At 52.6% G+C, this 25,934-nt stretch carries 26 protein-coding genes; 16 read left to right on the top strand and 10 right to left on the bottom strand.

Features of this window, described 5'->3' with window-relative positions:
- Positions 1-227: 227 nt before the first annotated feature.
- The 6 genes from ACUVOF_RS03360 to ACUVOF_RS03335 all read left to right on the top strand — a co-directional run bounded on the left by ACUVOF_RS03360 (position 228) and on the right by ACUVOF_RS03335 (position 6,374).
- Positions 228-1,841, top strand: coding sequence for an AAA family ATPase (locus ACUVOF_RS03360; protein ID WP_447043016.1), 1,614 nt, complete (start codon positions 228-230; stop codon positions 1,839-1,841).
- An 83-nt stretch (positions 1,842-1,924) separates the two neighbouring features.
- Positions 1,925-2,224 (top strand): hypothetical protein, encoded by a 300-nt coding sequence (locus tag ACUVOF_RS03355; RefSeq protein ID WP_447043015.1) that lies wholly within the window; start codon positions 1,925-1,927, stop codon positions 2,222-2,224.
- 122 nt (positions 2,225-2,346) lie between these two features.
- A complete protein-coding gene (locus ACUVOF_RS03350; protein WP_447043014.1) occupies positions 2,347-3,105 on the top strand; it encodes a hypothetical protein in 759 nt (252 codons plus the stop codon).
- A gap of 404 nt (positions 3,106-3,509) precedes the next feature.
- Positions 3,510-4,472, top strand: a complete 963-nt coding sequence (locus ACUVOF_RS03345) for a ribonuclease Z (RefSeq protein ID WP_447043013.1) — start codon at positions 3,510-3,512, stop codon at positions 4,470-4,472.
- A 221-nt stretch (positions 4,473-4,693) separates the two neighbouring features.
- Positions 4,694-5,539, top strand: coding sequence for an EamA family transporter (locus ACUVOF_RS03340; protein ID WP_447043012.1), 846 nt, complete (start codon positions 4,694-4,696; stop codon positions 5,537-5,539).
- Positions 5,540-5,720: 181 nt separating this feature from the next.
- Complete coding sequence (locus ACUVOF_RS03335; RefSeq protein WP_447043011.1) at positions 5,721-6,374, top strand: DsbA family oxidoreductase; 654 nt, start codon at positions 5,721-5,723, stop codon at positions 6,372-6,374.
- A gap of 319 nt (positions 6,375-6,693) precedes the next feature.
- On the opposite strand, the gene ACUVOF_RS03330 is transcribed toward ACUVOF_RS03335, so the two are convergent.
- The 3 genes from ACUVOF_RS03330 to ACUVOF_RS03320 all read right to left on the bottom strand — a co-directional run bounded on the left by ACUVOF_RS03330 (position 6,694) and on the right by ACUVOF_RS03320 (position 8,370).
- Complete coding sequence (locus ACUVOF_RS03330; protein ID WP_447043010.1) at positions 6,694-7,215, bottom strand: NADPH-dependent FMN reductase; 522 nt, start codon at positions 7,213-7,215, stop codon at positions 6,694-6,696.
- A gap of 463 nt (positions 7,216-7,678) precedes the next feature.
- Complete coding sequence (locus ACUVOF_RS03325) at positions 7,679-8,026, bottom strand: antibiotic biosynthesis monooxygenase family protein (protein ID WP_447043009.1); 348 nt, start codon at positions 8,024-8,026, stop codon at positions 7,679-7,681.
- Entirely contained in the window at positions 8,023-8,370 is a 348-nt protein-coding gene (locus ACUVOF_RS03320) for an NIPSNAP family protein (RefSeq protein ID WP_447043008.1), read from the bottom strand. The genes ACUVOF_RS03325 and ACUVOF_RS03320 overlap by 4 nt, the downstream gene beginning before the upstream one ends.
- A gap of 113 nt (positions 8,371-8,483) precedes the next feature.
- Here ACUVOF_RS03320 and ACUVOF_RS03315 point away from each other — a divergent pair, with 113 nt between their 5' ends.
- The 3 genes from ACUVOF_RS03315 to ACUVOF_RS03305 all read left to right on the top strand — a co-directional run bounded on the left by ACUVOF_RS03315 (position 8,484) and on the right by ACUVOF_RS03305 (position 10,052).
- Positions 8,484-9,245: an ArsR/SmtB family transcription factor gene (locus ACUVOF_RS03315; RefSeq protein WP_447043007.1), complete on the top strand. Its 762-nt coding sequence runs from the start codon at positions 8,484-8,486 to the stop codon at positions 9,243-9,245.
- Between the two features lie 262 nt (positions 9,246-9,507).
- Positions 9,508-9,753, top strand: coding sequence for a type II toxin-antitoxin system CcdA family antitoxin (locus ACUVOF_RS03310; RefSeq protein ID WP_447043006.1), 246 nt, complete (start codon positions 9,508-9,510; stop codon positions 9,751-9,753).
- Entirely contained in the window at positions 9,753-10,052 is a 300-nt protein-coding gene (locus tag ACUVOF_RS03305; RefSeq protein ID WP_447043005.1) for a CcdB family protein, read from the top strand. The genes ACUVOF_RS03310 and ACUVOF_RS03305 overlap by 1 nt, the downstream gene beginning before the upstream one ends.
- Before the next feature lie 143 nt (positions 10,053-10,195).
- On the opposite strand, the gene ACUVOF_RS03300 is transcribed toward ACUVOF_RS03305, so the two are convergent.
- The 3 genes from ACUVOF_RS03300 to ACUVOF_RS03290 form a co-directional block, all read right to left on the bottom strand.
- On the bottom strand, positions 10,196-11,380 hold the full coding sequence (locus tag ACUVOF_RS03300) for an E22 family MetX-like putative esterase (protein ID WP_447043004.1): 1,185 nt from the start codon (positions 11,378-11,380) through the stop codon (positions 10,196-10,198).
- Positions 11,381-11,552: 172 nt separating this feature from the next.
- A complete protein-coding gene (locus ACUVOF_RS03295; RefSeq protein WP_447043003.1) occupies positions 11,553-13,502 on the bottom strand; it encodes a methyl-accepting chemotaxis protein in 1,950 nt (649 codons plus the stop codon).
- Positions 13,503-14,118: 616 nt separating this feature from the next.
- Positions 14,119-14,691 carry a CGNR zinc finger domain-containing protein gene (locus ACUVOF_RS03290; protein ID WP_447043002.1) on the bottom strand — a complete coding sequence of 191 codons (573 nt, stop codon included), beginning with the start codon at positions 14,689-14,691 and terminating at the stop codon, positions 14,119-14,121.
- Between the two features lie 92 nt (positions 14,692-14,783).
- Here ACUVOF_RS03290 and ACUVOF_RS03285 point away from each other — a divergent pair, with 92 nt between their 5' ends.
- A complete protein-coding gene (locus ACUVOF_RS03285) occupies positions 14,784-15,731 on the top strand; it encodes an alpha/beta fold hydrolase (protein WP_447043001.1) in 948 nt (315 codons plus the stop codon).
- Between the two features lie 73 nt (positions 15,732-15,804).
- Here ACUVOF_RS03285 and ACUVOF_RS03280 read toward each other — a convergent pair whose 3' ends face one another.
- Positions 15,805-16,977, bottom strand: a complete 1,173-nt coding sequence (locus tag ACUVOF_RS03280; RefSeq protein WP_447043000.1) for a UbiH/UbiF/VisC/COQ6 family ubiquinone biosynthesis hydroxylase — start codon at positions 16,975-16,977, stop codon at positions 15,805-15,807.
- A 106-nt stretch (positions 16,978-17,083) separates the two neighbouring features.
- Here ACUVOF_RS03280 and ACUVOF_RS03275 point away from each other — a divergent pair, with 106 nt between their 5' ends.
- Positions 17,084-17,941, top strand: a complete 858-nt coding sequence (locus ACUVOF_RS03275; protein WP_447042999.1) for an NAD-dependent protein deacetylase — start codon at positions 17,084-17,086, stop codon at positions 17,939-17,941.
- A gap of 68 nt (positions 17,942-18,009) precedes the next feature.
- Here the strand turns inward: ACUVOF_RS03275 and ACUVOF_RS03270 are convergent, their stop codons facing one another.
- A complete protein-coding gene (locus ACUVOF_RS03270; protein ID WP_447042998.1) occupies positions 18,010-18,903 on the bottom strand; it encodes an AraC family transcriptional regulator N-terminal domain-containing protein in 894 nt (297 codons plus the stop codon).
- Between the two features lie 143 nt (positions 18,904-19,046).
- Here ACUVOF_RS03270 and ACUVOF_RS03265 point away from each other — a divergent pair, with 143 nt between their 5' ends.
- On the top strand, positions 19,047-19,802 hold the full coding sequence (locus tag ACUVOF_RS03265; protein WP_447042997.1) for an SDR family NAD(P)-dependent oxidoreductase: 756 nt from the start codon (positions 19,047-19,049) through the stop codon (positions 19,800-19,802).
- 118 nt (positions 19,803-19,920) lie between these two features.
- On the opposite strand, the gene ACUVOF_RS03260 is transcribed toward ACUVOF_RS03265, so the two are convergent.
- Positions 19,921-20,556: a DNA-3-methyladenine glycosylase gene (locus ACUVOF_RS03260; RefSeq protein WP_447042996.1), complete on the bottom strand. Its 636-nt coding sequence runs from the start codon at positions 20,554-20,556 to the stop codon at positions 19,921-19,923.
- Positions 20,557-20,626: 70 nt separating this feature from the next.
- On the opposite strand from ACUVOF_RS03260, the gene ACUVOF_RS03255 reads away from it, so the two are divergent.
- From ACUVOF_RS03255 to ACUVOF_RS03240, 4 genes are all read left to right on the top strand, one after another.
- Positions 20,627-22,090 (top strand): protein adenylyltransferase SelO, encoded by a 1,464-nt coding sequence (locus tag ACUVOF_RS03255; RefSeq protein WP_447042995.1) that lies wholly within the window; start codon positions 20,627-20,629, stop codon positions 22,088-22,090.
- A gap of 42 nt (positions 22,091-22,132) precedes the next feature.
- Positions 22,133-23,179, top strand: coding sequence for a DNA polymerase IV (gene dinB / locus ACUVOF_RS03250; RefSeq protein WP_447042994.1), 1,047 nt, complete (start codon positions 22,133-22,135; stop codon positions 23,177-23,179).
- A 126-nt stretch (positions 23,180-23,305) separates the two neighbouring features.
- A complete protein-coding gene (locus ACUVOF_RS03245; RefSeq protein ID WP_447042993.1) occupies positions 23,306-24,133 on the top strand; it encodes an alpha/beta fold hydrolase in 828 nt (275 codons plus the stop codon).
- Between the two features lie 9 nt (positions 24,134-24,142).
- Complete coding sequence (locus ACUVOF_RS03240) at positions 24,143-24,391, top strand: YkoF family thiamine/hydroxymethylpyrimidine-binding protein (RefSeq protein ID WP_447042992.1); 249 nt, start codon at positions 24,143-24,145, stop codon at positions 24,389-24,391.
- Positions 24,392-24,567: 176 nt separating this feature from the next.
- On the opposite strand, the gene gabT is transcribed toward ACUVOF_RS03240, so the two are convergent.
- Positions 24,568-25,845, bottom strand: coding sequence for a 4-aminobutyrate--2-oxoglutarate transaminase (gabT, locus tag ACUVOF_RS03235; RefSeq protein WP_447042991.1), 1,278 nt, complete (start codon positions 25,843-25,845; stop codon positions 24,568-24,570).
- Between the last annotated feature and the right edge of the window lie 89 nt (positions 25,846-25,934).

The following is a 25,934-nucleotide window of genomic DNA, read 5'->3' as shown; positions in this document are numbered from 1 at the left end:
ACTTTTTAGACTGTATGATTAGGCAGAACAAAACGAGCCAGCATGCGATTTTTAGATATGTTGTCAAAATTCGCTTTGCTTTCAGGGGAATCCATAAGGTAGATTCAAATTAGATGGCTGCAAAACCTCAATGCACCTTCTCGTTCATTGAGGTTTTGCAATGGGGCATAGAATCATTGTTGGCGAGTGAAGTTTCATAGGTAGGGACGTACCCAAGGATATTTAGCATGTCATTTTCATTAACGATTCCTACCGGCAAGCCGGAAGGCGCTTTAGCGCTGATGGTAGATACTGGACAGATGCTCTTTGTTCTCGGTGCAAACGGAACCGGGAAATCGAGCCTTATGCAGGCTTTTGCATCGGCTGCAAACGATAAGACCCGTAGGGTAACCGCCCATCGCCAGACTTGGTTCCGATCTGGCTCGCCAGAGTTCACCGGCAAACAGCGTGCAGAATATGAGAGGCATGTATTCAATCATGATCAGCACGAGAATGCGCGTTGGATGGATGACTATTCGAACGAACGTGCTCAGATGGCGATCTACGATTTAGTTAATTCGGAAAATATGCGAGCCCGTGAAATCGCCCGGGCTGTCGACGCAAAGAATGCAGATGAAATCGACAAGCTGTCCTCAAAAGACGGAGCATTTGTAACCTTAAACCGCTTACTGCGGTTCGCCAATCTTAATATCGTCGTTTCCGTTGAAGCAAACGACGAGATCATGGCAACTCGGAGCGGCAGCAAACCGTACAGCATCGCCAAGCTTTCCGATGGAGAACGCAATGCAATCCTTATTGCCGCCATCGTGTTGACCGTTCCAGAGGGAACACTTCTACTAATTGATGAACCAGAGCGGCACTTACATCGTTCAATCGTCTCCCCGCTTCTGTCGCTTCTGCTCAAGGAAAGAGCAGATTGCGCTTTTATCGTGTCCACGCACGAGCCGTTGCTTCCAGTGGATAATCCAGGCTCGAAGGTTCTGCTGACGCGCTCCTGCGTATACAAGGGAGAGGAGGTTGTGTCTTACGATGTCGATTTACTGGAGAATACAGATGAGATTGACGATGATCTGAAAAGAACTATTTTTGGCGAGCGCCGGAAGATCGTGTTCGTTGAGGGTGCCGAGCACAGCCTTGATAAGCCACTTTATAGTCTATTGTTTCCAAATGCGTCAATTGTGGCTAAGGCCAGTTGCCGTGAGGTCGAGAATGCGGTTATTGGCATAAAAGGCACTGCAGAGCTTCACTGGGTGAAACCGTTTGGGCTAGTGGATAATGATTCTTCCGAGCCTGAGCGGCTCGCAGATTTACTAGATAAGGGAGTGATTCCACTTAACGTATATTCAGTTGAATCGATCTACTATCACCCAGAAGTGCAGAAGCTAGCGGGCGAGAAACTTGCGTCGGTGGTCGGCGGTAATCTAACAGAAAAACTGATTAGGGCAAATGATGATGCTATCAAAGCGATCTGTGAACACGCGAATCACCTCAGTGGTCGACTTGCTGAGAAATCGGCGCGTGCTCAGGTCTTCTCACTACTACCAAAGAAAGGAGAAATAGCGGCGGGTAGAAAGCGTGCCGTTGAAATCGACTTTGCCAAGTGTGCTCAAGATGAGGCCGCGCGCATTGAGGCGTTGATAAAAACATCCGACTTTGTTGGCATCCTGCAGAGGTATCCAATACGAGAATCGCCCGCACTCAATGCCATTGCTAAGGCGCTTAATTTCACGAATCGAGCTCAGTATGAAGCAGCTGTGCGTAACCTCTTAGTGCAAGATTCGGAAGCATTAAAGCTTGTTCGAAGCTTACTCGCAACCTTGCCGGACGATCTGAGCATATAGCTGATATGGCTATCGCCGAACTATACGTTCCTCCACGTTTCTGTCTAGGCAGCTTTGCCATTGCAGTGGGGCCATAGGTTAACATGGACGTTATAGGCCTTCTAAATATATATGCGCCTTCACCAGACCATGAGAAATATACTTTGAATATTACTTTTTCGCCTCAGCGCTCGTTTAATACAAGAACAAGTTTCTACTTTGACCTAGAAAACAGGAGTATTCTAGTTTCCTATAAAAAAGGAAAAGAGAAGGTTGTTCGTACTGGCGGTGAGTACATTTCAAAATTTATTGAAGAGCAAGAGGAGAAGTATATTGTAAGATTAGATTTTATTGAGGATGATAGTAAAAAACACCAATTAATTTTGTTACTGGGTACTCGATAAAAGAAGATTTGAATAATTCGTTGATTAGACTGTTAAAGCAATATGGCCCGGAAGAAGCAAATGATTTTAGTGTCGCATACCCAGGTTGGAATGTGATATCTGGTAACATTGATGAGTCAGACATGCAAAAAGTAACATCATTAAATGAGTTTGAGGAGCTAATACATACGTGGCGAAAGCAATTATCTGAGATACTAACCCAAACTTATAATCTGTGCTTTTATCTTAATAACGAATATTTGGCTGTTAATAATGATAGCCCTCCTCTTGGGTCTCCTATTTCCATAAGATCATTTAAAGCTTCGATATTAAGCAACGCAATTCTATACATCGAGAGTATTGCTAATTTTTATATATCTATAGCTATTGGAATAAATTCATCCTGTCCTGGCGCACCTCAAAAGAAAAACCACCTTACAGATAAGGAGTTAGATAAGCTTTTAGAGATAAATAATTTTCTAAGTCTTGAGAAAAAGCTAAATTTTTCAATAGCAAAAATTAATAAGCTTACTGGCTCGAATGTTGATTTAACTAAAGATTGCCGTTGGGATGATTTTTTGGGAATTAAAGAGAAAAGAAATTTACTCACTCATGCAAAAATAAAAAATCATAAAGAACATATAAATACCTCGCTTGATAATATGATTTCGTCAGTGAAAGTTACCGATATGGACTTAATGAAATGCATTGAGACTATGATTTGGATAAACAGGTTTACAGATGTTTTATTTGATGAGATTAGCATAAAAAAAGACTTCCATAATTTTTCATTTAATAGTCATGATGTGTTTTTGCTCTTAAGGTTGGTTTCAATAATTAACGAAACTGATTATGATAATAGTTTAGAAAAAAATGGTTTAAACGATCCATTTCCTTTTTAATTGCAATTTCTTTATAACAGGTGTTTCCATGTGATGCCCTAGGCACATAAACCGATCGTTATACAGTAAAAATGCTAATGGAAAAAACAAGAAGATGGGCATTGTTGAAGTCGAACAGGATGGTCAGAATTACTCTGCTGAGTACGTTTTGGAGGATCATATCATGACGGTGTTTGGAGATGGCGGGCAAGAGTCTACACAATTAGATGGTATGTCCGAAGAAGCTACTGCTCGCATACTTCTTCGAAGACTAATCCGAAAAGTTCATATTGAGTCTGTCGTTTCAGAATAATTAGAGGCAGGTGCGTGCTTAGCGAGTTGTCCAATACAATATCGGTTTAGTTAGCTGAAATTCCATCGATCTAGACTAACGGCTAGTATATAAGAGAGAGCACGGACGCGATATGAATTTACTTTTCCTAGGCACATCCGCCGGTATACCCACAAAAAGCAGAAACGTCTCCGGCATCGCTTTGCGCGAGAGCAAGGGGAAGAGCTGGTACCTGATCGATTGTGGTGAGGGCACCCAGCATCAGGTATTGCATACCAAGCTGTCGTTCCATTCTTTGAAAGCCATCTTGATTACCCACGTGCACGGCGACCACTGCTATGGGCTGCCGGGCATACTGGCTAGTGCGGGAATGGGCGGCCGGACAGCGCCGCTGACCATTGTGGCGCCCGCAGGCATCAAGGCGTGGTTGGAGGCCACCTGTGAGGCTACACAGCTATGCTTGCCCTTCGCCCTGGAATTTATCGACTCGGACGAGCTGCCCAGCGTTGAGTTTGAGAGCATTGCGGTGTCCACGTTCAGGCTTTCACACAGGGCGCCGTCCTATGCTTATGGGTTTACGGAGACAAAGGTCGACGCCGCCTTGGACGTGGATAAGCTAGCGCAAAAGGGGATTCCGAGAGGGCCGTTGTGGGGGCACTTGAAGCAAGGGTTTGATGTTGAGTTTGAGGGTGAGCTTTTAAAAAGTCATGACTACCTGATTTTCAAGCACAAACCGAGAAAAGTGGTGATCGCTGGGGATAATGACCAGCCTGACTTGTTGTTTGAGGCATGCAGGGGCGCGCAGGTGCTGGTGCATGAAGCCACCTACACTGAAGAGATGGCCCAGAAGGCCGGTGATGTGGGGCATAGCTACGCCAAGCTTGTCGCGGCGTTTGCCGAATCGGTACAGCTGCCCAACCTGGTACTGACGCACTTCAGCCCCCGTTACCAGCTCCACCCCCATGCGTCGCCTTCCATTGAGGACATTCGAAAGGAGGCCCAGCGCGTCTATTCGGGCTCGCTTTACCTGGCGCGGGATTTTAGCGAGTACACACTGGATAAAGCGGGCCGCTTTTCTGAGGTGGCGGGCGAGTAGCTTTTTCGTGTGTCGTCCTTTGTGACTGCCTAACGCTCCTGCTAGAAAAGCGGCGGACGCTTAAGCAGCCGTGGTCGTGTGTGTAGAGGGTGTGTTTTGCGTTAGCGTGAAAGCTAGGTGGTAAAACAGGCGTGTATATGAGTTTGGACTAAGCTGGATAATAGGCTGGAAAAAATAGTTTTGCTTAACGGTGCGTTCTAACACTCCAAGGAGACGGTGGCATGAGTCCAGAAATAACCATGATCGTACTGCTCGCAGCCATCTTCAATGCCAGTTGGAACGCCATCGTTAAAGTGAGCGGCGACAGGATCGCCGTCATGGCGGTGATCACGTTATTGGGCAGCGCCGTTTCTGCGCTAGCCTTGCCTTTCGTCGCGCTCCCCGATCCTGCCAGTTGGCCACTTCTTGGTCTGGCTATCTTAATTCATACTGCCTATCACTTTTGCCTACCCATGGCTTATCAGCATGGTGACTTCGGCCAGGTCTATCCCATTGCGCGTGGGTCGGCGCCGTTACTCGTCACCCTTGGCGCGGCCGCATTCGCTGGCGAAATGTTGGGAATGTTACCGCTGCTTGGTGTGCTGTTTCTCGGCGTTGGTGTGATGTCACTTTCATTCGATACTCGTACCGGTATTACCCGAAACCCCCGCGCCATACTCCTTGCTCTTGGTACGGGCGCTCTGATTGCCTCCTACACGCTGGTAGGCGGTCTGGGGGCAAGGCAAGCTGGCTCGGTACTCGGCTTTGCAGTCTTGTTGACGCTCGGCAACGGCTTGCTGACGTTTGTGATTGCGTTGACATGGAAAGCCAAGGAAATAAAGAAAGTGATAGGCAGCAACTTGGCACCCGCCATAGCGGGCGGTGGCATGCAGGTGGGCGCGTACTGGATCGTCATCTGGGCGATGGCCTACGCCCCACTGGGCATGGTCTCGGCGCTACGCGAAACCAGCGTGCTGTTCGCGGCGCTTATTTCCACCATTATTCTGAAAGAAGGCTTCGGCGTATGGCGGTTTGTTTCTTCTGGCCTGATTGCTTGTGGCATTGCAATGTCGCGCTACAAGCCGTAGTGAATGTCGAGTAGGAACTCGCTTATTAGCCAGCCTGGATGAATGAATCTCCCCGACTATGCTAGACACCCATGATGCTGCACTTACCCATCGAGCTGGTTGCGTTTAGGTGTTGCTTGAAAACTGTCAAGACTTGGCGCAGTTTGTGCGCTGATGACTGAACCACGCAAGGAGAGCCCTTATGCAAAAATTGAGAATCGACCTAGTGTCCGATGTCGCCTGCCCGTGGTGCGCGATCGGCTACCGGCGCTTGGAGCAAGCGTTAGAGATACTGGATGGCGAGATCGACGTTGAACTCTTCTGGCAGCCCTTTGAGCTCAACCGGGATATGCCGCCCGAGGGCGAGCCGATATTGGAGCACCTATGCCGCAAGTACGGCAAGGATGCTGCCAGCATGGCGCAGTCTCAGCGTGAGATCATGGCGGTGGCCGAGGAGCTTGGGCTGAATTTCCGTGGTGCCCTGGAGCGCCGGGCGAACAATACTTTTGCTGCCCACCGCGTGCTGGCGTGGGCCGGAACGCAAAACCTTGAAACGCCCCTGCAGTTGGCCCTGTTTGATGCCTACTTCGGTGAAGCGAAAAATCCTGCCGACCCAGCGGTTCTGCGCGAGAAGGCCATTAAGGTGGGGCTGGACGGCGATACTGCCGAGGCCATCGCTCGGTCGGATCAGTATGCGGAAGAAGTTCGAGCAGCAGAACAGCGGTTCATGGAAGCAGGGGTAAACGCCGTGCCAGGACTTATCCTCGATGGACGTTACCTGATTTCTGGCGCTCAGCCCGCCGATGTGCTAGTCGATGCGCTTCGTCAGGTGGCCGAGGAAAACGCCAACCGCTAGCCCTATAGGCGCCGACCTGAAATGAGGTTAGTGCTAGGCTCTGTCTGAAAAGTGCCTGCGCTCGACAATACGGCGTTAAAAATTGGCTCAGAATACTCATTTACACGGTGTAAACTCCGTTTCTTCGCCAATTTTTGCCTTGTCTTGTCCACGCTCACCGACCTTTCAGACAGACCCTAGCTGTTCAGAACCCCGCCTCGCAGCGGGTGCACAATCTCCGCTTCATGCCGGTTTTGTAACCGGTGATGGCAGGCGCTATAAGTATCTATAGCGCCTGAGGGGGCCAAACTGTAAGAGGTTTTTCCCAAAATAGATAAAATCAAAAGTTACTCAACATGCCAATTAAGTCTCGGTTAAATTGCTGATTAGTGACGACACCCTGCTCTAAATCAAAGTTGTCGAAAAAGCTTGGTAAGGAAAGCGCACCTATAACGGTTGCTGAAAAATAGGGCGCTGATGCTTGTGCGGAAGCTAAGACACTTTGTGCCCCACTTTGGCCAGGGGAGGTAGAGAGCATAAGAACGGGTTTATTTTGAAATACTTTCATATCTATTCGTGATGTCCAATCAAATAGATTTTTATAGGCTGACGTATAGGATCCGTTGTGTTCCGCGAATGACATGACAACGATATCTGCCTCACCGATAGCGTTGTAAAAAGCATGCGCCAATTCAGGGATGCCAGTCTCCTTTTCTCTGTCTTCGCTAAATATTGGCATTTCAAAGTCGTTAAGGTCGATTAACGAAATATCTGCATCGTTGATTTGTTGTGCTGCATAAAAGGCCAGCTTTTTGTTAATGGAGCTTTTGCTGTTGCTAGCGCCGAAGGCAAGTACTTTCATTTTAAAATCCTCTGGATTGATTTTTTCAAGGGTGTTGGTTTGGTTTTAGCTACACGTTTTTAATAAAAATGTTATCTGAAGCGATAAGCTTGAGTTGGCTTTGACGTAGGGCTATTCTGAAACCTCAACTTAGGTTGAGGTCAAGAGGGGGGTGAAAAAATAAACTGATAGGCATTTTATGTGAGCTTGAAGAGCTTCCGAACCATACCCGTGTCACTCTTGTTGATTGGGACAAATTGGGCTCTAGATGGCGAGGTGAGCTAACAGGAAGATAACGCAGTTAATTGAACTGAGAGATATGATGACAGACTGCATCGGGTGTGGTTGCCTTTCTTATATTGTTATTGGCCACCGTGTTAGCGGCCAATAACAAGTCTCTTAGCTGTGATACTGCTGTTCATGTGCAGGATGATGAACGTTAAAGCGTTGAACAACCGTCGGCGAAAGGAAAGCTCGCTCCGCTCTACGATGGGTGTGCTTGAAGCGAATCCTCAGGCACCTCGCGCCTGTCGTTCATCCCGTAGTCCCGGATAACGGTGGCGACACGGAGCCGGTAGTCGGCAAAGATCGCCTGCCGACCCTCTTTCTGGGCAGATCGGTGAGGTTCAAATGTTCGCCACTGTCTTATGGCTTCTTCATCCTGCCAGAAAGAGAGCGAAAGCATTTTTCCAGGCTGCGTAAGGCTTTCGAATCGCTCTATGGATATAAAACCGTCGATCTCTTCCAGGTGTCGGCGCAAAGCGTTAGCGGCGTCCAGGTAGTCTTGTTTTCGGTTCGTATTGGGAAGCAACTCAAATATCACGGCGATCATAAAGCAACTTCCATATTGATGGGTTCAATTCCCTGCGTGCCGTCCACCACTTCGACGAAGCTGCGCTCTTCCTTGAGGATAAACCTGCGCTCGTGGGCCATAGTGAAGTTCGCGTGGCCTTCATCGTCACTCTTCAGTCGCGCTCGGTAGGCTTCGTAGGCAGCCAGGCTCTCAAATGCAATTAGGCCCCAGGCAACATTGTTTGTGCCCTCATGAGGAAGGAAGTAGCCGATGAGGTGGCCACCGCAGCGCGGTATGATTTTCCCCCAGTTCTCGGCGTACTTCTTGAAGGTGCTGAGCTGGAAGGGATCGATCTCGTAGCGGATGACGCAGGTTATACTCATGAGGTTACCTCCTTGGAAGTTTGATGCGGAAAGCTAATGTGAAGGGCTAACGTGAAAGGCGAATATGAAAGATAGGGAATTATCGCCCTGGGTGGTTCGATGAGGATCGAATGATGAGTGAAAGCCCTAACATCGTGCGCATCACGGCACTTATCGCCGATAACGCTCGGGCGGAGGTGCTTTGCGCCTTAATGTCAGGCCGTGCGCTGACCGCAACTGAACTGGCCAATATGGCCGGTGTTACCAAGCAAACCATGAGTTTTCATCTGGGAAGGCTGCTGGACGAAGCGCTTGTGACTGTTGAGCAGCAGGGCCGCCACCGCTATTTTAGGCTTGCAGGCCCGCAGGTTGCTGAACTTCTGGAGACGCTAATGGGCCTCGCTGTCAGAGGCGAAGGTGTCAATCTTGTTACCGGGCCGCGTGACCCCGCCCTCCGTAAGGCCCGTGTCTGTTACGACCACCTTGCTGGAGAGTTGGGTGTGTGGGTATATGAGCAGATGCTCCAGGCCGGTATTTTTCAACTGCACTCGGGAGGGTTGCAGCTCACCGAGTATGGGCGCGTTTGGTTCCAGCAATTAGGCATTGATAGTGAGGAGGTTGCTTCTTCAAGGCGATCATTTTGCAGAGGGTGTCTCGATTGGAGTGAGCGCAAAGACCATCTGGCGGGGGCCCTCGGCGCCGCGTTTCTCAACCGAATAGAAGCGCTTGACTGGGCGAAGCGAGCGAAGAACTCCCGGGTCATAGTGTTCAGTGACAACGGTGAGAAGGCGCTGCGGGCAACGTTTGCAACGCCGAGCGCGCTACCGACCCGCACTCAACAACCTGCTGCCACCGGTGCGGCTATTCGATATATTGCTAGTGGCAATGTTCGGTAATGTGTGTGGCTGCGATGTCATGCAAGGGGGGCTCAGTAGGCGTTTCGCCTGGGCGCATGGAAAATGGCAGGATGTAAAAACCTTCTACTTTCTTCAGTATAAAGAAGGCGAAGCTAGCCCGAGCAAATAAGGAAGCCAGACTATCTTGTTCAGTGAAGTATGGCTGGTCCTCGAGGTAGCTCTGAGCTTGGCGCTACGCAATATTTATGTGCTATAACTATGCGCATACAGTAAGCGCGTTGTTATGTGCGAGGAGTGAACCATGCAAGCCGTCGAAGCAACCAAATCTGTACGCAAGCCAACGAACCTCTCGCTAGATAGTACCCTTCTCAAAGAGGCAAAAGCGCTAGGAATCAATGTCTCACGATCAGCAGAGTTAGGGATTGCGGAGGCGGTCAAGCGGCATAAACAGAAGAAGTGGTTGGAGGATAATGCCACTGCCCTTGCAAGCTCGAATGCATACGTTGAAGCTAATGGATTGCCCCTTGCACGGCACCGTCAGTTCTAATGCCCCGTTTTGATATCTTTGAAAATAAGGGTGGGGCTGGCTATCTGCTGGATGTTCAGACAGAGCTTCTCAGTGGCTTGAACACCCGAGTGGTCGTGCCACTACTGCCCAAATCATCGGCACCGTCTCCTGCTCAAAGACTGAACCCTGTGTTCAACATTAAGGGTCAAGAGGTCGTCATGGCGACTCAGTACATGGCTGCTGTGCCTGAAAGCGAATTGCGTTTTATTGCGGGCAGCCTTGCTGAGCAGCAAGACGAAATTTCTGCGGCGTTGGACATGCTTTTTTTGGGCTTTTAATGTTGGGTCTGCCTGGTTCTCATTGATTGCGTTGCATCGTCCACTCTTGAGCTGCTTTGCCATGAATACATCAAAATGTTGGCAAAAAAAGCGGCGCTGTTGTAATGAGCGCTGGCTTACATTTTAAGCCAGCGCTCAATCCCTTACTGTAAAAACGCCCGCAACGTATCACTCGCTTGGTCGATAGAAACAACGCCATCCAAATGGCCGCGATTGCCTTCCAGGGTTTCCAGCGTCACGTCGGTGCCGTCAGCTTCAATCAACTCTGCGGTGCGGCGCACGCCTTGGGGGGCGAAGACGAGGTCGTTTTCGCTATACAGCATCAATGTTGGTGCTTCGATGGCGGCAAGTCCTTCTTCTAACGAGTCGCCGTGGCCCGCCATAAAGGTTTGGTTGGCGCGCACCAAGTAGAGCAGATGGTTGGCATCGGAGGTGGAAGCACGGGCGGCGGCGATATCATCCAGCGTTTGCTCGATCGCGTAGCGGGCGTTGATATCCTGTGCCGGGTCGCGTTCTTCGTCAGCCCAATCGCGATTAAACGTCTCGTTGGCCCACTGCCAGTGGTTGGCGTTGAGCGTCACCAGCTTCAGCGCTTCTTTTAGCCCGTCGGTGGGTGGCTCGCCGTCGTAGTAGTTGCCTTCGTTCCAGTTGGCATCCAGTCGGATTGGTGCTGCCCAGGCGCTTAGCGTGGCCAGCAGCCAGGGGTCGGCTACGCCGCCGCCAATCACTGAGATTAGCCGTTCGACGCGATCAGGGTAGGCGCTGGCCCATTCGATGGCCTGGAGCGCGCCCATCGAGGCACCCATCACTGCATGCAGCGATTCAATATCTTGGCTCTCCAGTAGCTCGCGCTGTACCTCGACAAAATCGCGAATGGTGACGACCGGAAAGTCCATGCCCCAGGGCTCACCGGTATCGGGGTTGATAGAGGCGGGCCCGGTGGTGGTGACGTTGGGGTCATTGGCACCGAGATTGACCAGCGTATCCGAGGAGATGACGTAGTACTCATCGGTATCCAGTGGCTTGCCGGGGCCAATGATCGCATCCCAGTAGCCGGTCGGTTCGCCATCCTGATCATAACGGCCTGCTGCATGGCTGGAGCCTGAGAAAAAATGGGTAATTAAAATAACGTTATCGCGAGCCTCGTTGAGTTCGCCGTAAGCTTCCCAACCCACCGTGACATTGGGAATCGTCTCGCCACCCTGGGTAGTGAAGCTATCTATTTCAAAGGTCTGTTTCTCGACGACGCCATCCCAGGCCCAGAGGGGAGAAACCAGAAAAAGGCCAAGGCTTGCTATTACGCCAGAATGCCATTGTGTGCATCGCATGGGGATTCCTTTGCTGAGAGATTGTCATTGTTATTGGCCAGCAGGTGCGGCCATTCTCAGCATAGTCAGCGCTAGCGTTTTTTTAAACGGAGTCAACGTGGTCGTTGGCTATATGTCGTTTCCCTACGCAACGATTGCGTAGGGAAATTAGCCGGTATGAGCTTTCTTAGCGCTAGTAAGCGTACTGCGTTAGCGCCAACGAATTATCCTCTTCGCTAACCTTGAAGCGGCCCACCATGCCTGTCATGTCACCTGCCTGATCGTCCAGTGAGCGGCTTGCAGTGGCTACTTGTTCGACCAGCGCCGCGTTCTGCTGGGTGACTTCTTCCAACTGCGTCAATGCCTGATTGATCTGCTCAATGCCGGATGACTGCTCAGTCGTGGCGGACGATATTTCTGACACCAAGGCGGCGGTATGCTGAGCGCGTTCTGCAATGGCTTTTAGCGTTTCGCTGGTGGACGCTACCAAATTTCCACCCTCTTTGATGCTGTCGACATTATTGCTGATAAGCTTGCGAATCTGCTTGGCTTCTTCTGCACTTCGACTCGCCAGATTACGCACTTCTGAGGCCACGACCGCGAATCCTCGGCCTTGCTCGCCGGCGCGCGCCGCTTCTACTGAGGCATTCAGGGCCAGAATATTGGTCTGAAAGGCAATATTATCGATGGCTTCCACTATTGCCGTTACTTTTTGGTTGGCTTCTTCAATCTGCTCCATCGCCATGCGCGCCCGTTCGGCTATATCGTTTGCCTCATTGGCCTGGTTCGCCATGTCCTGTGTGGCATGGCGTGCTTGTTGCGCGGTATCCGCACTCTGTTTTACGGTCGCCGTAATCTGTTCCATGCTGGAAGCCGTTTCAACGAGCGAAGCGGATTGCTCTTCAGTGCGTTGGGCAAGGTCCGCGTTGCCTTTTGCAATTTCCTTACTGGCTAACTCAACGGACTGAGCACCCTGTTTGATGCTGGCAACTAACTCTTCTGTTTTTATCGTCGATTCGTTGAAGGCGAGGTAAAGCTGAGAAAGTTCATCACTGCCTGGAACGGCTAAGCGCTGAGTGAGATCACCACCGCGAGTTTGAATGTTTTCAAGCGCTACTTGTAATGGGCGAGCGATACTCCGGACAATAAGCACTGCAAGCAGAATGGCTAGTACCGCGGCTGCTAAAGAGAAAACCAGGTAATACACTAGCTCACTTACTGCTTGGTTGCGCAGGTTATGGGTAGTCTCAAGCAAAACGTCGGCTGCACTCTGCCCAACACCCGCTAGCTGATCAATCAGCATGGTCTGCTGTTCAAACCATTGTTGGTGGTTGAGGTTAAAATCTCCCTCAGTCCCGCGCTCAATCGCGATACCCCGCATACCCATCAGGTTTTTGGCAAGATCACTTGCCAATACCTCAGCCAATTCATTTTGAATGCTTTCATTCGAAAAACTCTTAAAGCTGTTGATGTAGACGCTAGATCGGCCTGTTAACGCGAGCAGGTTAGAGTACATTGTTGGTGACAGCGTGTTGGTGCTAAAAGCAGTCGTTAATATGGCACGCTCTATGCCTGCTAATTCTTTGACATTTAAAAGATTATAATAAGCATTGAGCTGCCTGATAACTTCGCCTTGTTCAACACTAAATGTTAGTTGGCTGACAATGCTAATTAAAAAGTTATTAATCTCGGTGTAGTAGGCGTTGGATTGCTCACTGGCTAACTCCTGGCGATCAACGCGCTGACGATGAGTGGTTAATGCACTTAAAAGGTTGTTAGCCTGAGTTACTTGCTCCTGTACCGCAGTATCACCGTCAGCGTAGGTTAGATTAGCTGTATAGGTATTAAATTCGCTGAGGCGCTCGTCAGTGCTGCGGCGTTGAACAGGTAGTTCCGCTCGGAAATTCTGTCCCTTGCTGCCTAAAAATGCGGCTGTCATTCCTCGCTCGCGCTGAAGTTCATGAACCAAGTCTCCGGCATATTGGCTAAGCACCGTCATTTCCTGTAGATGGCTCATTTCAGAGACAAGCTCTTTTCGTTCCCAAATACCCGACATGGCTAACCATGTCAGGGCTATCAATGGTAAGGCTAGAACCAATACAAATTTACGGCCTAAGGAAACACGGTGTAGTGCCTGAAGCATTATGTTTTCTCACATGGAAAGGGGAGTTCATGAAGCTCTCGGGGCGGGCCCTATCAACAGCATGGGGTGAGCTCTAACGGCTCATACTCCCTGTATCGGCACCACGGATTGATACTAAAGTCTTGATGTCAATTTACTGTCATAAAATTGACTCATATCAATTTTTGGAAGCGGTGCTGCTCACAAGGGGGAGAACTGTTGGTGGCGGTGATTACCGTCTGGCAGAGATATTCCCGGTTTTGACTTACTTTTTCGAAGGGAAGGGTAAAGAACGGTGGTTGGTTAGGATCAATGGGAATGGGCGTATGCGTTCGAATGTCGGGATGGTAACGACTATATCCTTGATTATGAGCTTATCATTTATGACCATGCATAATCTGTCGCATCCTGGCGACTTACACCTAGCTCGCGATATGTGTTTCTGGCTCGAAAGCGTGTTCATTCAGCCATTTAGCTAAATTGCTCAACGCTTTCATGGCACCTGTCTTGGTGTTAGGTGACAGGCGTTACCTTCAAAAATGCCTGTTCAATTTTTTTCACCAAGGGTCATGACTTTCCTGTTATGGGCATCACCGCAAAGCACACTATCTCGTTTTCTTTCTACCTCGTTTTCTTTCTACCCCGTTTTCTTTCTAGCCCGATGCGCTGCCGCTTTCATTCTGTTTCCGCAAGCAGCCATGCTACACCAGCGTCGCCGGTGGGATTTTGTTTGATCGTGGAACAACAGAACGCAGTCTAAGGCTTCGCACTCTTTAACCAGCTGCAAATCTTCCTCGGTAAGCAACTGGACCAATGTCCACGCGACAGGCTGCAACAGGCTTTCACTTTCCATGTTGCGCTTAACGGTTTTTTTCTGAAACGCCGACTCCGTTGGCTGCCATTCGATTTTCTCTATGGGGTAACCCCGTTCCAGCACATGATTCACCACAGTGGGATCTGCGGGTCGCCCCTGCTGGGCCGAGATAAGCAGCTCCCTCATGTTTGCGCGCAATTGCCTGGCCAGGCGGGCTATTCCTGGCGGAGGGCTGCCTCGATACTCCGATAACACGCCCGCTTGCTGAAGCCACGTAATGACGCTGCTGTCATCATCCAGGCACTCTTGGCGCTCGTCCCCTACGCCAAATTGCGTGTTGATGAAATCGATGGCGAGATTGCTTGCAATAAACGGAGGCGCAATTTTAGATGACATATTAAGTAACCCTTAATTTTATATTTGACAGGTTACTATCGTTCTGCCTAACCTTCAAAAGTATTTATTAACGGTTACTAAGGAGTTTCTCTATGACATCTGAAAATATGGCGGCCTCCGCTGGCACCCAGGAAGCGCTGACGACCAGCGCTGGGCAGGCGCCTAGCTCGACTACACGGCAGGTTCACTATCGTTTCGAGAAAGTGGGCGATGTCGACGTCTTTTATCGTGAAGCGGGTGATCCAACGGCGCCGACGGTACTGCTGCTGCACGGATTCGCTGCCTCGTCGTATATGTGGCGTGATGTTATTGAGGCGCTTGCCTGCGAGTATCACGTCGTAGCACCGGATTTACCCGGCTTTGGCTTTACCGAGTCACCAGCGCGTGGGCAGTATGAATACACCTTTGCCAACCTAACAAAGACGATTGATCAATTTACGGATCAGTTGAAGCTTGACCGTTACGCTATTGCCGTTCACGACTATGGTGCTCCTGTGGGCTGGCGTTTGGCGCTGGCTCACCCGTCCAGAATCACCGCCATCATTTCGCAAAACGGCAATGCGTATGAAGAGGGGCTTTCACAAGGGTGGGCGCCTATTCGGGCGTATTGGAACGACCCTTCAAAAGCGAATCGTGACGCCCTTAACGACTTTCCGACGCCGGCGTCCATCAAATGGCAGTACGTGGAGGGGGTAAGCGACATAAGTGCCGTAGCACCGGATGCCTATACGCTGGAAGGGTCTCATATCTCTCAACCTGGGATGGCGGATATTCAGCTCGACTTGTTGTTGGACTACGCCACCAACGTTGCGAAGTATCCCGAATTTCAGGCCTATTTTCGGGAGCATCAGCCGCCGTTGCTCGCCGTATGGGGAAAGCATGATCCGTTCTTTCTTCCACCAGGTGCTGAAGCCTGGAAGCGAGATATTCCTGAGGCGGACATTCGCTTTTACGATACAGGGCATTTTGCATTGGAAACACACGGCGATGTCATTATCCCGGTGATCCGTGAGTTCTTGAGTAACCGCATTAAGGTGTAACTAGCGGTACTGAGAAAGCCAAGCTTAATGGCTCGGCTTTCTCGTTGCTAAAATGCGTTGCTTGTATCAGCGACTACCACACCTTAAACGGATTCAACCCGTTGGCCTGTTGCATCATCATGCGCTTGGCGAGCGGGAAGCGCTCGGCGAGCTGCAGGCTTAAATCACCCAGTTGGCGCAGCGGTCTGGCGCCGGTAAACAGGTGATGAAACGTGTCGGTAGCGGCGATCATAGCTTGGTTAGCTGCGCGACGCTGGCACTCAAAGCGGAGTAGGTTGACATAGTCGCCGGGGTCGCGGCCTTGAATGATAATCTCGGCCAGGGTGTCGGCATCGTGAAGGCCGATATTTAAGCCTTGGCCTGCCAGCGGATGTACCACATGAGCAGCATCACCAATCAGCGCTAAGCGCTTGCCGATATAGCGCTGGGCGTGTTGGCGTTTAATCGGAAAGCTGGCCCGTGCGACGATGCGGATGAGATTACCCAGGCGTTTTGGGAAAGCCATTTCGATGGCGGCTTTAAGCGCGTCATCGTCTAACTGTTCGCGGGCTTTGGTGGTCTCTTCTTTGTCGTACCACACTAAGGACGCGCGATGGCCGGGCAGGGGCAGCATGGCGATCGGGCCGGTAGGCGTAAACACCTGCCAGCTAACATCCTGCTGGGGTAGCTCGGTTTCCACGTTGATGATCATTGCCCGCTGATGGTAGTCATGGCGGGTGACGCTAATACCGGCCAGCGTCCGCAGGGTAGAGTGCGCACCGTCGGCGCCGACAATCAAACGGGCACTTAACGTTTTGCCGTTATCCAGTTCCAGTAGGCGGCTGTTCGTCGCCGACACGGTACTTAACGGCGCGCACTGGGTGTAACAAGTAACGCTAGGCAGCTGTTCTATGCGCTGCCATAGCGCATACTGCAGCGTGCGGTTTTCGATAAAGATGCCAAAGTCTTTCATGCCGCTATCTTCAGCGGAAAACAGCGAGTGACCGGTGCCGTCCTGATTGGAGACATCGATATGGCGGAAAGGGCAGCAACGCTCCTTAGGTAAAGACGTGCCGCTGGCCTTAACAAACGTCAATGAGCGGGCATTGAGCGATGAAATGCGTAGGTCATAATCGCCGCTGGGCGGGGTGGGGGCATCGCCCTGTTCCACCAGCCCGACTGAAAAGCCAGTATGGCCCAAGCGCGCCGCCAGTGCGGCGCCTACCATGCCGCCGCCGACAATAATAATGTCATGATCATGCTGCATAAGAGGATCTCCTGGACGCATAATAACTGTTAAAGGGCACGTTGCATGGCCCGCTGTTGCTATACAGTATCGTTGAGTTTGAGCAACATTGCCTAGAGGTGAACGATTGACGCAGGCCTTGGACATTGAAAAAAGCATCGCCCAGGCAGGTGAGGAGCTGGCAGCGTTTATTCAGCAGCACCCCAAACTGTGGGTGATTACCGGTGCGGGCGTAAGTACCGATAGCGGCATTCTGGACTATCGCGATACAGACGGCCAGTGGAAGCGGCCACCCCCGGTCCAGCATGGCGATTTTATGAGTTCTCATCACGTTCGTCAGCGCTATTGGGCGCGGGCATTGATTGGTTTTAGCGCCATGCGCGAAGCCCAGACAAGTGGGGCGCATCGGGCGCTAGCCGCGCTTGAATCTCAGGGCTATATCCTGCAGTTGGTCACTCAAAACGTTGACCGCCTGCATCAGCGGGCTGGTTCGCGGCGGGTGATCGACCTGCATGGACGTGCGGATATGGTGAAGTGCATGGTGTGCGACTATCAAATGATGCGCCACGCCATGCATGCCGAGATGGCGCGCATGAATCCGAGCTTTACTGGTTTGCAGGCGGGGCACGCCCCGGATGGTGACGCCGATCTGGAAACCGACTTCAGCTCCTTTCGCATTTTCGACTGCCCGCGTTGTCGCGGTATTTTAAAGCCCGATGTGGTTTTTTACGGTGATGTAGTGCCTGCCGAGCGTAGGTTAGCAGCGCAGGTAGCGCTGGCTGAGTCGGAGGCAGTGCTGGCCGTGGGCACCTCGTTGATGGTGTTTTCCGGCTATCGCTTCTGCCGCACCGCCCATGAACGCGGAATGCCGCTGGCGTCGCTCTCGCTGGGGATTACTCGGGCGGATGCGCTGTTAAGCTACCAATGGCGTGCGCCGTTGACGCCGGTACTTGAAGAGGCCGTTCGCTGTTTAAGGGGCGCTTAGCGCTTTAGTATTATTTGGATTTGCCTTCTGCTTTGCTGAGTGTTGGAAAAAGCGACGGGAGAGCTTGGTTACGCAGCTGACTGTTTCCGTGCCTTGATGGTTTTTATATCACGGCCTGGGGGTAAGCCAAACAAACGGCCATACTCTCGCGTAAACTGCGAGACACTCTCATAACCGACAGCGTAGGCAGCGTGGCTGATCATTTCGCCATTCGCAAGCAGCATCCTGCGCGCCTCCATCAGCCGGAGCTGCTTTTGAAATTGAAGTGGTGTCAGAGACGTTATAGCTCTGAAGTGTTCATAAAACGACGATAGACTCATGCCTGCCGCCTCTGCCAGCTGTTCTACACGAAGTGGCTCAGCGAAGTTCGTGCGGATGAGTGCTACCGCGCGCGCAACGCGCTGAGCGTGGCTGTCAACAATGCCAAGACTACGAATAGCGCCGCCATGGCGGCCCATCATCAGCCAGAAATGCAGCTCCCGAATTAACTGAGTCTGAAGAATAGCCAATGGCCCTGGGCGCTCAAGAAGTCGCATCAGGCGCAGTGAAGCGTCGACCACTTCTGTCTCCGTTGGATGAACACGAACGGGCATATCGGTGGCTGGTGGATTGGCGTCTATTTCAACGACAAGACCCTCAATTACGCTGGGATTGAGGTCAAGAACGAGCGAAAAATAGGGGGCACCTATACTTGCGCGCGTGATCTGACTGACGGTGGGGACATCGGCGGTAATCAAGAGGGATTCTCCTGCGCCGAGATCAAACGTGCGATTTCCCATGATGACCCGTTTGCTGCCTTGAAGCACCATGGCCACTAACGGCTTGTCTATATTGAAGTGCAATGCGGTAGGCATGGTCTGATGAATAATCGTCAATCCAGGGATAGGCATTTGGGTAACGCTGGTCGGACCAACGTGTGCCTCCGCGTAGCGGCGCACTGTCTCAAGCAGGTTTTCAGTCATGGTTTAAACATTAAGTGATACTTATTAGTGTCGCAACATTATTGGAGTAATAGGCAAGAGGAACCGAGTATCCAGCAACAAGGAGCGGAGCCGGTCGGCGATAGTACTGATGAGCGCAACGCTCACCAGCACAGGAGCTTTCCATGACGACTATTTCAATTATTACCGGTGGCAGCCGCGGACTTGGCCGTAACACTGCTATCAGCATTGCCCGCCATGGCGGCGATGTCATTCTCACCTATCGCAGTAATGCTGAGGGCGCAAATGCAGTCGTAGCTGAGATCGAAAACATGGGGCGTAAAGCCGTCGCGCTACCGCTTGATGTGAGCGATATCTCTACCATTCCCGCTTTCGTCGACAGTGTCCGTTCGGCGTTGAAATCGAACTGGGATCGGCACCGCTTTGAGCATCTCATCAATAACGCGGGTCATGGCGAAATGGTGCCTTTTGCCGAGACGACCGAAGAGCAATTCGACCTGCTATTCAATGTTCACGTCAAAGGCGTGTTCTTCCTAACCCAGGCGCTTCTGCCATTGCTTGCCGACGGCGGACGCATTGTAAATTTCTCTTCGGGCCTCACCCGCGCCACCTTCCCTGGGTTCTCTGCCTATTCCGCCGCCAAGGGGGCGGTCGAGGTTCTTAGTATCTATATGGCCAAGGAGTTGAGCAATCGCGGCGTGACTGTCAACACGATTGCCCCCGGTGCGATTGAGACAGACTTTTTGGGCGGTGCGGTACGTGATACGCCGGAGTACAACGAGGCGTTCGCTAATATGACGGCCCTTGGCCGCGTAGGTGTACCCGACGATGTTGGTCCGGCGATCGCCAGCCTGCTTGGTGCGGACAACCGGTGGGTGACTGCGCAGCGTATCGAAGTATCGGGTGGTCAGAACATCTGATTACGGACGCGTTACTTAGGCTCTGAAGTTAGGTTTGCTAGAGGCCGCTGCACCACCGTGCGGCGGCCTCACTTCATTGAAGAGGTAAGTATCACGAAGAGGTAAGTATCTCTTGTCGTTAGCGCACCTTGGAAACCCATGGATTGTCTTCCAGCCAGAGCCGCCAAGGCGCATCGCGGTGCTCGGGCTGCGCGTAATCGATGCCCACACGTGGGCCACTGGCTATCGAGGCGTCGTGGGCAGCGGCGCTAATCCACAGCTTGTCAGCCTGGGTCATATCGTGACCATACAGCGCTTTATCAATCGAGAACGCACGGGTGAGCTTTCCAGGGCCATTGCTGAGCTGTTTACCTAAGGCTTGGCGGGTGGCGCGCATGGCGGCTTCGTTTAACGTGGGCTCTACCGCGCGAATCAACACCGCACAGGGCGAATCTTCCGGCTCAGTGACCACATTCAGTAACCAATGCATGCCGTAAACGAGATAAACGTAGGCGTGGCCTGCAGGCCCGAACATCGCTTCTGTCCGTGGCGAGCGGCATTTATGGGCATGGCAGGCAGAGTCTTCAGCGCCACAGTACGCTTCGGTTTCAACGATTCTGGCAGCCATCTGCACGCCGTCCTGTTCGCGCACTAGCCAACAGCCCAGCAACTCTCTAGCGACCTTAAGCGTGTCGCGATTATAAAAGTCGCGGGGGAGGGGCGTTAGCGCGCTGCCTTTAACATTAGATATGTTTGGGCACGGTTTTAACATCATCGCCTCGGCGTTTACTTGAGTAGAGTGCTAGGGTATTAGCTAACCACAGCCAATTGAAGCGGAGTGTATCGTGCTGTCATTTGAACATTTGTATTCCACGTTACCGAAACCCCTCTGGGTCGCTACCCAGGCAACGCCGGTGGCCCAGCCTGAACTCATCGCCTTTAATGCCTCGCTTGCAGATGAACTGGGCGCTAAAGAGATTCCTGACCCAACGACACTTGCCCAATGGTTTAGCGGTAATCAGGCCATACCGGGGGCTAAATCGGGCGCGCTGGGTTACGCAGGCCATCAGTTCGGCAACTTCGTGCCCCAATTGGGCGATGGCCGCGCGCTGCTGCTGGGCGAAGTGATCGACCAAAATGGCGTGCGCCGCGATGTGCAGCTAAAAGGCAGCGGCCGCACGCCGTTTTCCCGTGGTGGCGATGGCCGTTCGCCGTTAGGCCCGGTGCTGCGTGAATACCTGGTTAGCGAATTTATGGCCGCCATGGGGATTCCCACCACCCGCGCGCTGGCGGCCGTTACTAGCGGCGAGCGCGTGGTGCGGCAGATGTCCGAACCCGGCGCCGTCTTTACCCGCGTGGCGAGTAGCCATATTCGTGTAGGCACCTTTCAATTTGCCGCTGCGCAGCGGGATGAAGCCTTGCTAAAAGCCCTGGCGGACCATGTGATTGATCGCCACTACCCTGAAGCCGCCAACGCAGAAGACCCCTATATGGCACTGCTGGAAGCGGTGGTGGCCCGTCAAGCGGTGCTGATCGCCCGCTGGATGAGCGTCGGCTTTATTCATGGGGTGATGAACACCGATAACTGTAGCATCGCGGGGGAAACCATCGATTACGGCCCCTGTGCCTTTATGGAACAGTTCGACCCGCAAAAGGTGTATAGCTCTATCGACCAAGGCCGCCGCTATGCTTTTGCCAACCAGCCTGCGATTGCCCAGTGGAACCTGGCCCGCTTTGCTGAAACGCTGCTGCCACTAATGCGTGAAGAAGGTGATGCGGTGGTTGAGCAGGCCACTGACGCCATTCGCCACTTCGAGCCACTGTTCAGCGCTGAACAACGCCGTTTGCATGCCGATAAATTAGGACTTGAGGCGGAAAGCGAGCAAGCAAAATCACTCATGGAGGGGCTGGAAATCCAAATGCATCAGGGGCAAATGGACATGACCGCTACCTTTGATGCGCTCACTCATTACGCCGCCTTGCCAATGGCTGAACATTACGAGGCGCTGCTGGCGCTAACGACCCACCCCGAGGAACTGGCAACGTGGTTTAAGGCGTGGGAAGTGGTGGCCGTGGCGAGTCAAGACAGCCAGCGCTTTGCCGCCATGCGCCGTGCCAACCCGGTGATTATTCCCCGCAATCACCGCATTCAAGAGGTTATTGATGCTGCTTACCAAGGTGATTTTGCCCCTTTCCACACTCTACTGGCAGTCGTCACCCAGCCGTTCGATGAGTCCGTTGAAGCACGCCGTTTGGCAGCGCCTGCCACGGAAAATGAGCAGGTGCTAAGAACATTCTGCGGCACGTAGGTTGTGATAAACTGTGATTTTTTACAGTTAAAAGGGTAGCCAGTGCGCAAGATTATTCACTGCGACTGTGACTGTTTTTTTGCGGCGGTGGAAATGCGTGATAACCCCGCGCTACGGGATATTCCCATTGCCATCGGTGGCAGTGTTGAGCAGCGCGGGGTGGTCGCTACCTGTAACTATCCCGCCCGTGAGTTTGGAATTCACTCGGCCATGCCGATGGCTCAGGCGCTCAAGCGCTGCCCGCATCTCACCGTGATCCGCGGTGAGATGGCCAAATACAAAGCGGTGGCCCGCCGGGTATTTGCGATTTACCGCGAGGTCACCGACCTTATCGAGCCGCTCTCCTTGGATGAGGCTTTTCTGGATGTCTCGGAGGTCACGCTGCATCACGGCAGCGCCACGCTAATGGCAGAAGCCATCCGCGAGCGGGTCAGCCGCGAAGTGGGAATTACCGTTTCCGCCGGCGTGGCGCCCAATAAGTTTCTGGCCAAAATTGCCAGCGACTGGAACAAGCCCGACGGCCTGTGTGTGATCACCCCCGATAAAGTCGATAGTTTTGTGCAGCTGCTGTCAGTGAAAAAGATTCACGGCGTTGGCCCCCGCACGGCAGAAAAGTTGGCGGGGCTGGGTATTCATACCTGCGCTGATCTGCGTACCCGCTCGCTGACCGAACTGGTCGAACACTTTGGCCGTTTTGGAAGGCGGCTGCACGAGCTAAGCTGGGGGCGGGATGAACGTCCGGTAAAAACCCACCGCGAACGTAAGTCGGTCAGCACCGAGCAGACCTATGCCCAGGACTTACCCGACCTCGATGCCTGCCGCCGCGAGCTACCGGCACTGATTGAAGATTTAGAGCGGCGCTACGCACGGCTTGACCCACCGTTGGCGGTGCGTGGCGTCATGGTGAAGGTGAAGTTTAGCGACTTTACCCAAACCACCGTAGAACACGCCGACCCCGCCCCCAACCTTGAACAATTCGAAACCTTACTCAATGTCGGCTGGGCCCGGGGCGAGCGCCCCGTCCGCCTGCTCGGCGTGGGTTATCGGCTCGCGGAAAACAGCCAAGAGCAGCAGCTATCGCTGTTTTAATTAGCCTGTTAACCCTTATGCTGATTGACGCTCAATCAGGTGCACGATAAAACAGATGTATGATAGGTGGTCTATTCATCGCCAACTTGACCATCGCCATTTAGTTATTTTTCCAACGAGCCCGCCATGTCTGCTGATGCCACGTCACGTACCCGCTTAGTGTTTGCCCATGCCAACGGTTTTCCAGGGTTAAGTTACCGCACCCTGCTGAATCCTCTGGCAGAGACCTTTGATCTGCATCCGCTGGACCGCCTGGGCCACCACCCGGATTACCCGGTGAATCACAACTGGGGCAACTTGGTGGATGAGTTGCTGAGTTATTTGCCTCAGAGCGATACGCCGTTGTTGGGCGTTGGGCATTCGCTGGGTGGCACTCTGATGGCCATGGCGGCTGATAAACAGCCCGAGCGGTTTTGCGGCGTAATAATGCTGGACCCACCGTTAATGCTGGGAACGGATGCGTGGGCGATGAAAGCCGCTAAGCGATTTGGTTTTATTGATCGTGTGACGCCTGCCGGTAAAACCCAGGGGCGGCGTACTGTATGGCCAAGCCGTGAGGCGATGGCCAACTCGCTGGGTCGCCGGGGCTTGTTTCGCCGCTTTACCTCGGAAGCACTCAACGACTACATTGAAGCAGGGACACGTTTATTGGATGACGGCAGTGCGGAGTTGACGTTTGATCCGCGTATCGAAGTTGAAATTTTCCGCCATTTGCCTGATCACCTTTCGCGGATGCCGAAGCGGCTGGGCGTACCGATAGAACTGGTGGCGGGTAACGAGTCGCACCTGCTGACGGCGTCGCGCATCAAGCGCTTGAAGCGCAAGGGCCTAGTGGTGAGCGAAGTGCCTGGTACGCACATGTTCCCGATGGAACACCCGGATGAGACGCGTGCCGCTATTTTGGCTGCCTGGCAGCGCATCGCTAACGTTAGGCAGTCTTCCCATACAGCGTAAGGAGGCGTTATGTATCTTTCCGTACAGCTTAGTTATTACCCGCTGGCCGATGACTTCAAGCCAGTGGTTAAAGAGGTGGTGAAACGCCTGGAGGCGACGGGGTTGGAAGTACACCCGAATCGCATGAGCACTCAGATATTTGGCGAGTTCGATGCCGTGATGGCGGCGTTAAGTGAGGTAATGAAATGGTCGTTTGAGACCCATGGCAAAGCAGTGTTTACGGCGAACTTCCTGGAAGGCGACCGCCGTCCTCGGTAGGGAGTATGGCCAAAACAACCCTTGGCGGGGGCGCTGTAAACCCTTCCCTGGGCGCTACTTTTGCCATCTGACCGCCAAGGACGGCGGAAATGCCGGAAAAGTCGGGAACTCTTTTCCGGCCATGGCAAAAGACCCCCGCTACGGGCTGCTTTCGGCCTTTTTAGTCACTTGGGCTGTTAGGTCAGCGATTCCAAGCAGGACTCAATGATATCCAAGCCTTCATTGAGCACGTCGTCTTGAATAGTCACGGGCATCAAGAAGCGGATAGTGTTGCCGTACATACCGCATGAAAGCAGGATCAAGCCCTCTTCGCGGGCTTTCTTGCACAGCGCAGCCGCCAGTTCCGCGTTAGGCGTGTGGTCAGCTTTGTTTGAGACCAGCTCAAACGCGGCCATCGAGCCCATGTTGCGCACGTTATCGATGCAGTCAAACTTGCCAGCCCACTCATTGAAGCGCTTCGCCAGCTTGTCGCCCAGGGCTTGGCTCTTCTCCAGAATGTTCTCTTCTTCAAATACGTCCATGACCGCTAACGCCGCCGCACAGGCAGTGGGGCTACCGGTATAGGTGCCGCCCAGGGAGTTAGGGCCGGAGGCATCCATTACTTTGTCGGTACCGACGATCGCGGAGATCGGCATGCCATCGGCCATACTCTTGGCCATGGTCATAATATCCGGCTCAACGCCGCTGTGTTCGATGGCAAACATCTTGCCGGTGCGGCCAAAACCCGATTGCACTTCGTCGATGATCATCAATATGCCGTGCTCATCACAGATCTCACGGATCTTGGTCAGGAAGCTGGTAGACGCTGGGTAGAAGCCGCCTTCACCGAGCACCGGCTCAAGCACGATCGCCGCGGTATCTTTCGGGTTGGCATCGGTTTTTAGCGTCATCTTCAAGCCGCGGATGGCTTCATCCTCGCTAACGCCATGGTAGGGCACTGGGAAGGGGGCGCGGAAGACGGTGCCCGGCATGGGGCCAAAGTCGCTCTGGTAAGGCGCTACCTTGCCGTTCATGGCCATGGTGAAGAAGGTCCGGCCGTGGTAGCCGCCGTCAAAACAGATGACGTTGGAACGGCCGGTAGCCGCGCGCGCGATCTTGACCGCATTTTCAAGTGCTTCTGCACCTGAGTTAGCCAGCATGACTTTGGCATGGCCACGGACCGGCACGATTTGGCTGAGCTTTTCAGCCACTTTTACATAGCCTTCATAAGGCATGACCGTTTGGCAGGTGTGCATCAACTTATCGAGCTGGGCTTTGACCGCAGCGACCACTTTAGGGTGGCGGTGGCCCACGTTTAGCACGCCAATACCGCCCGCAAAGTCGATGAAGCGGTTGCCGTCAGCGTCCCAGATTTCAGCATTTTCAGCACGGTCGGCGAATGCCGTCGCAGGACTAGCGGCGCCAGCGGCGACGTATTTGCGTTTTAGCTCGTTCAGTTCGGCATTGCTGCTCATGGCTTACTCCCTATTGATGAAGGATGATCTTTCAGCATAGTGCGTAGCTTTTAGCATAGTTCTTAATAAGGTTGCTTACATGAGTGACG

Source organism: Vreelandella sp. H-I2 (assembly GCF_052959335.1).
The sequence above is the reverse complement of the archived record's forward strand: the minus strand, read 5'-3'. Positions and strand labels throughout refer to the sequence as shown.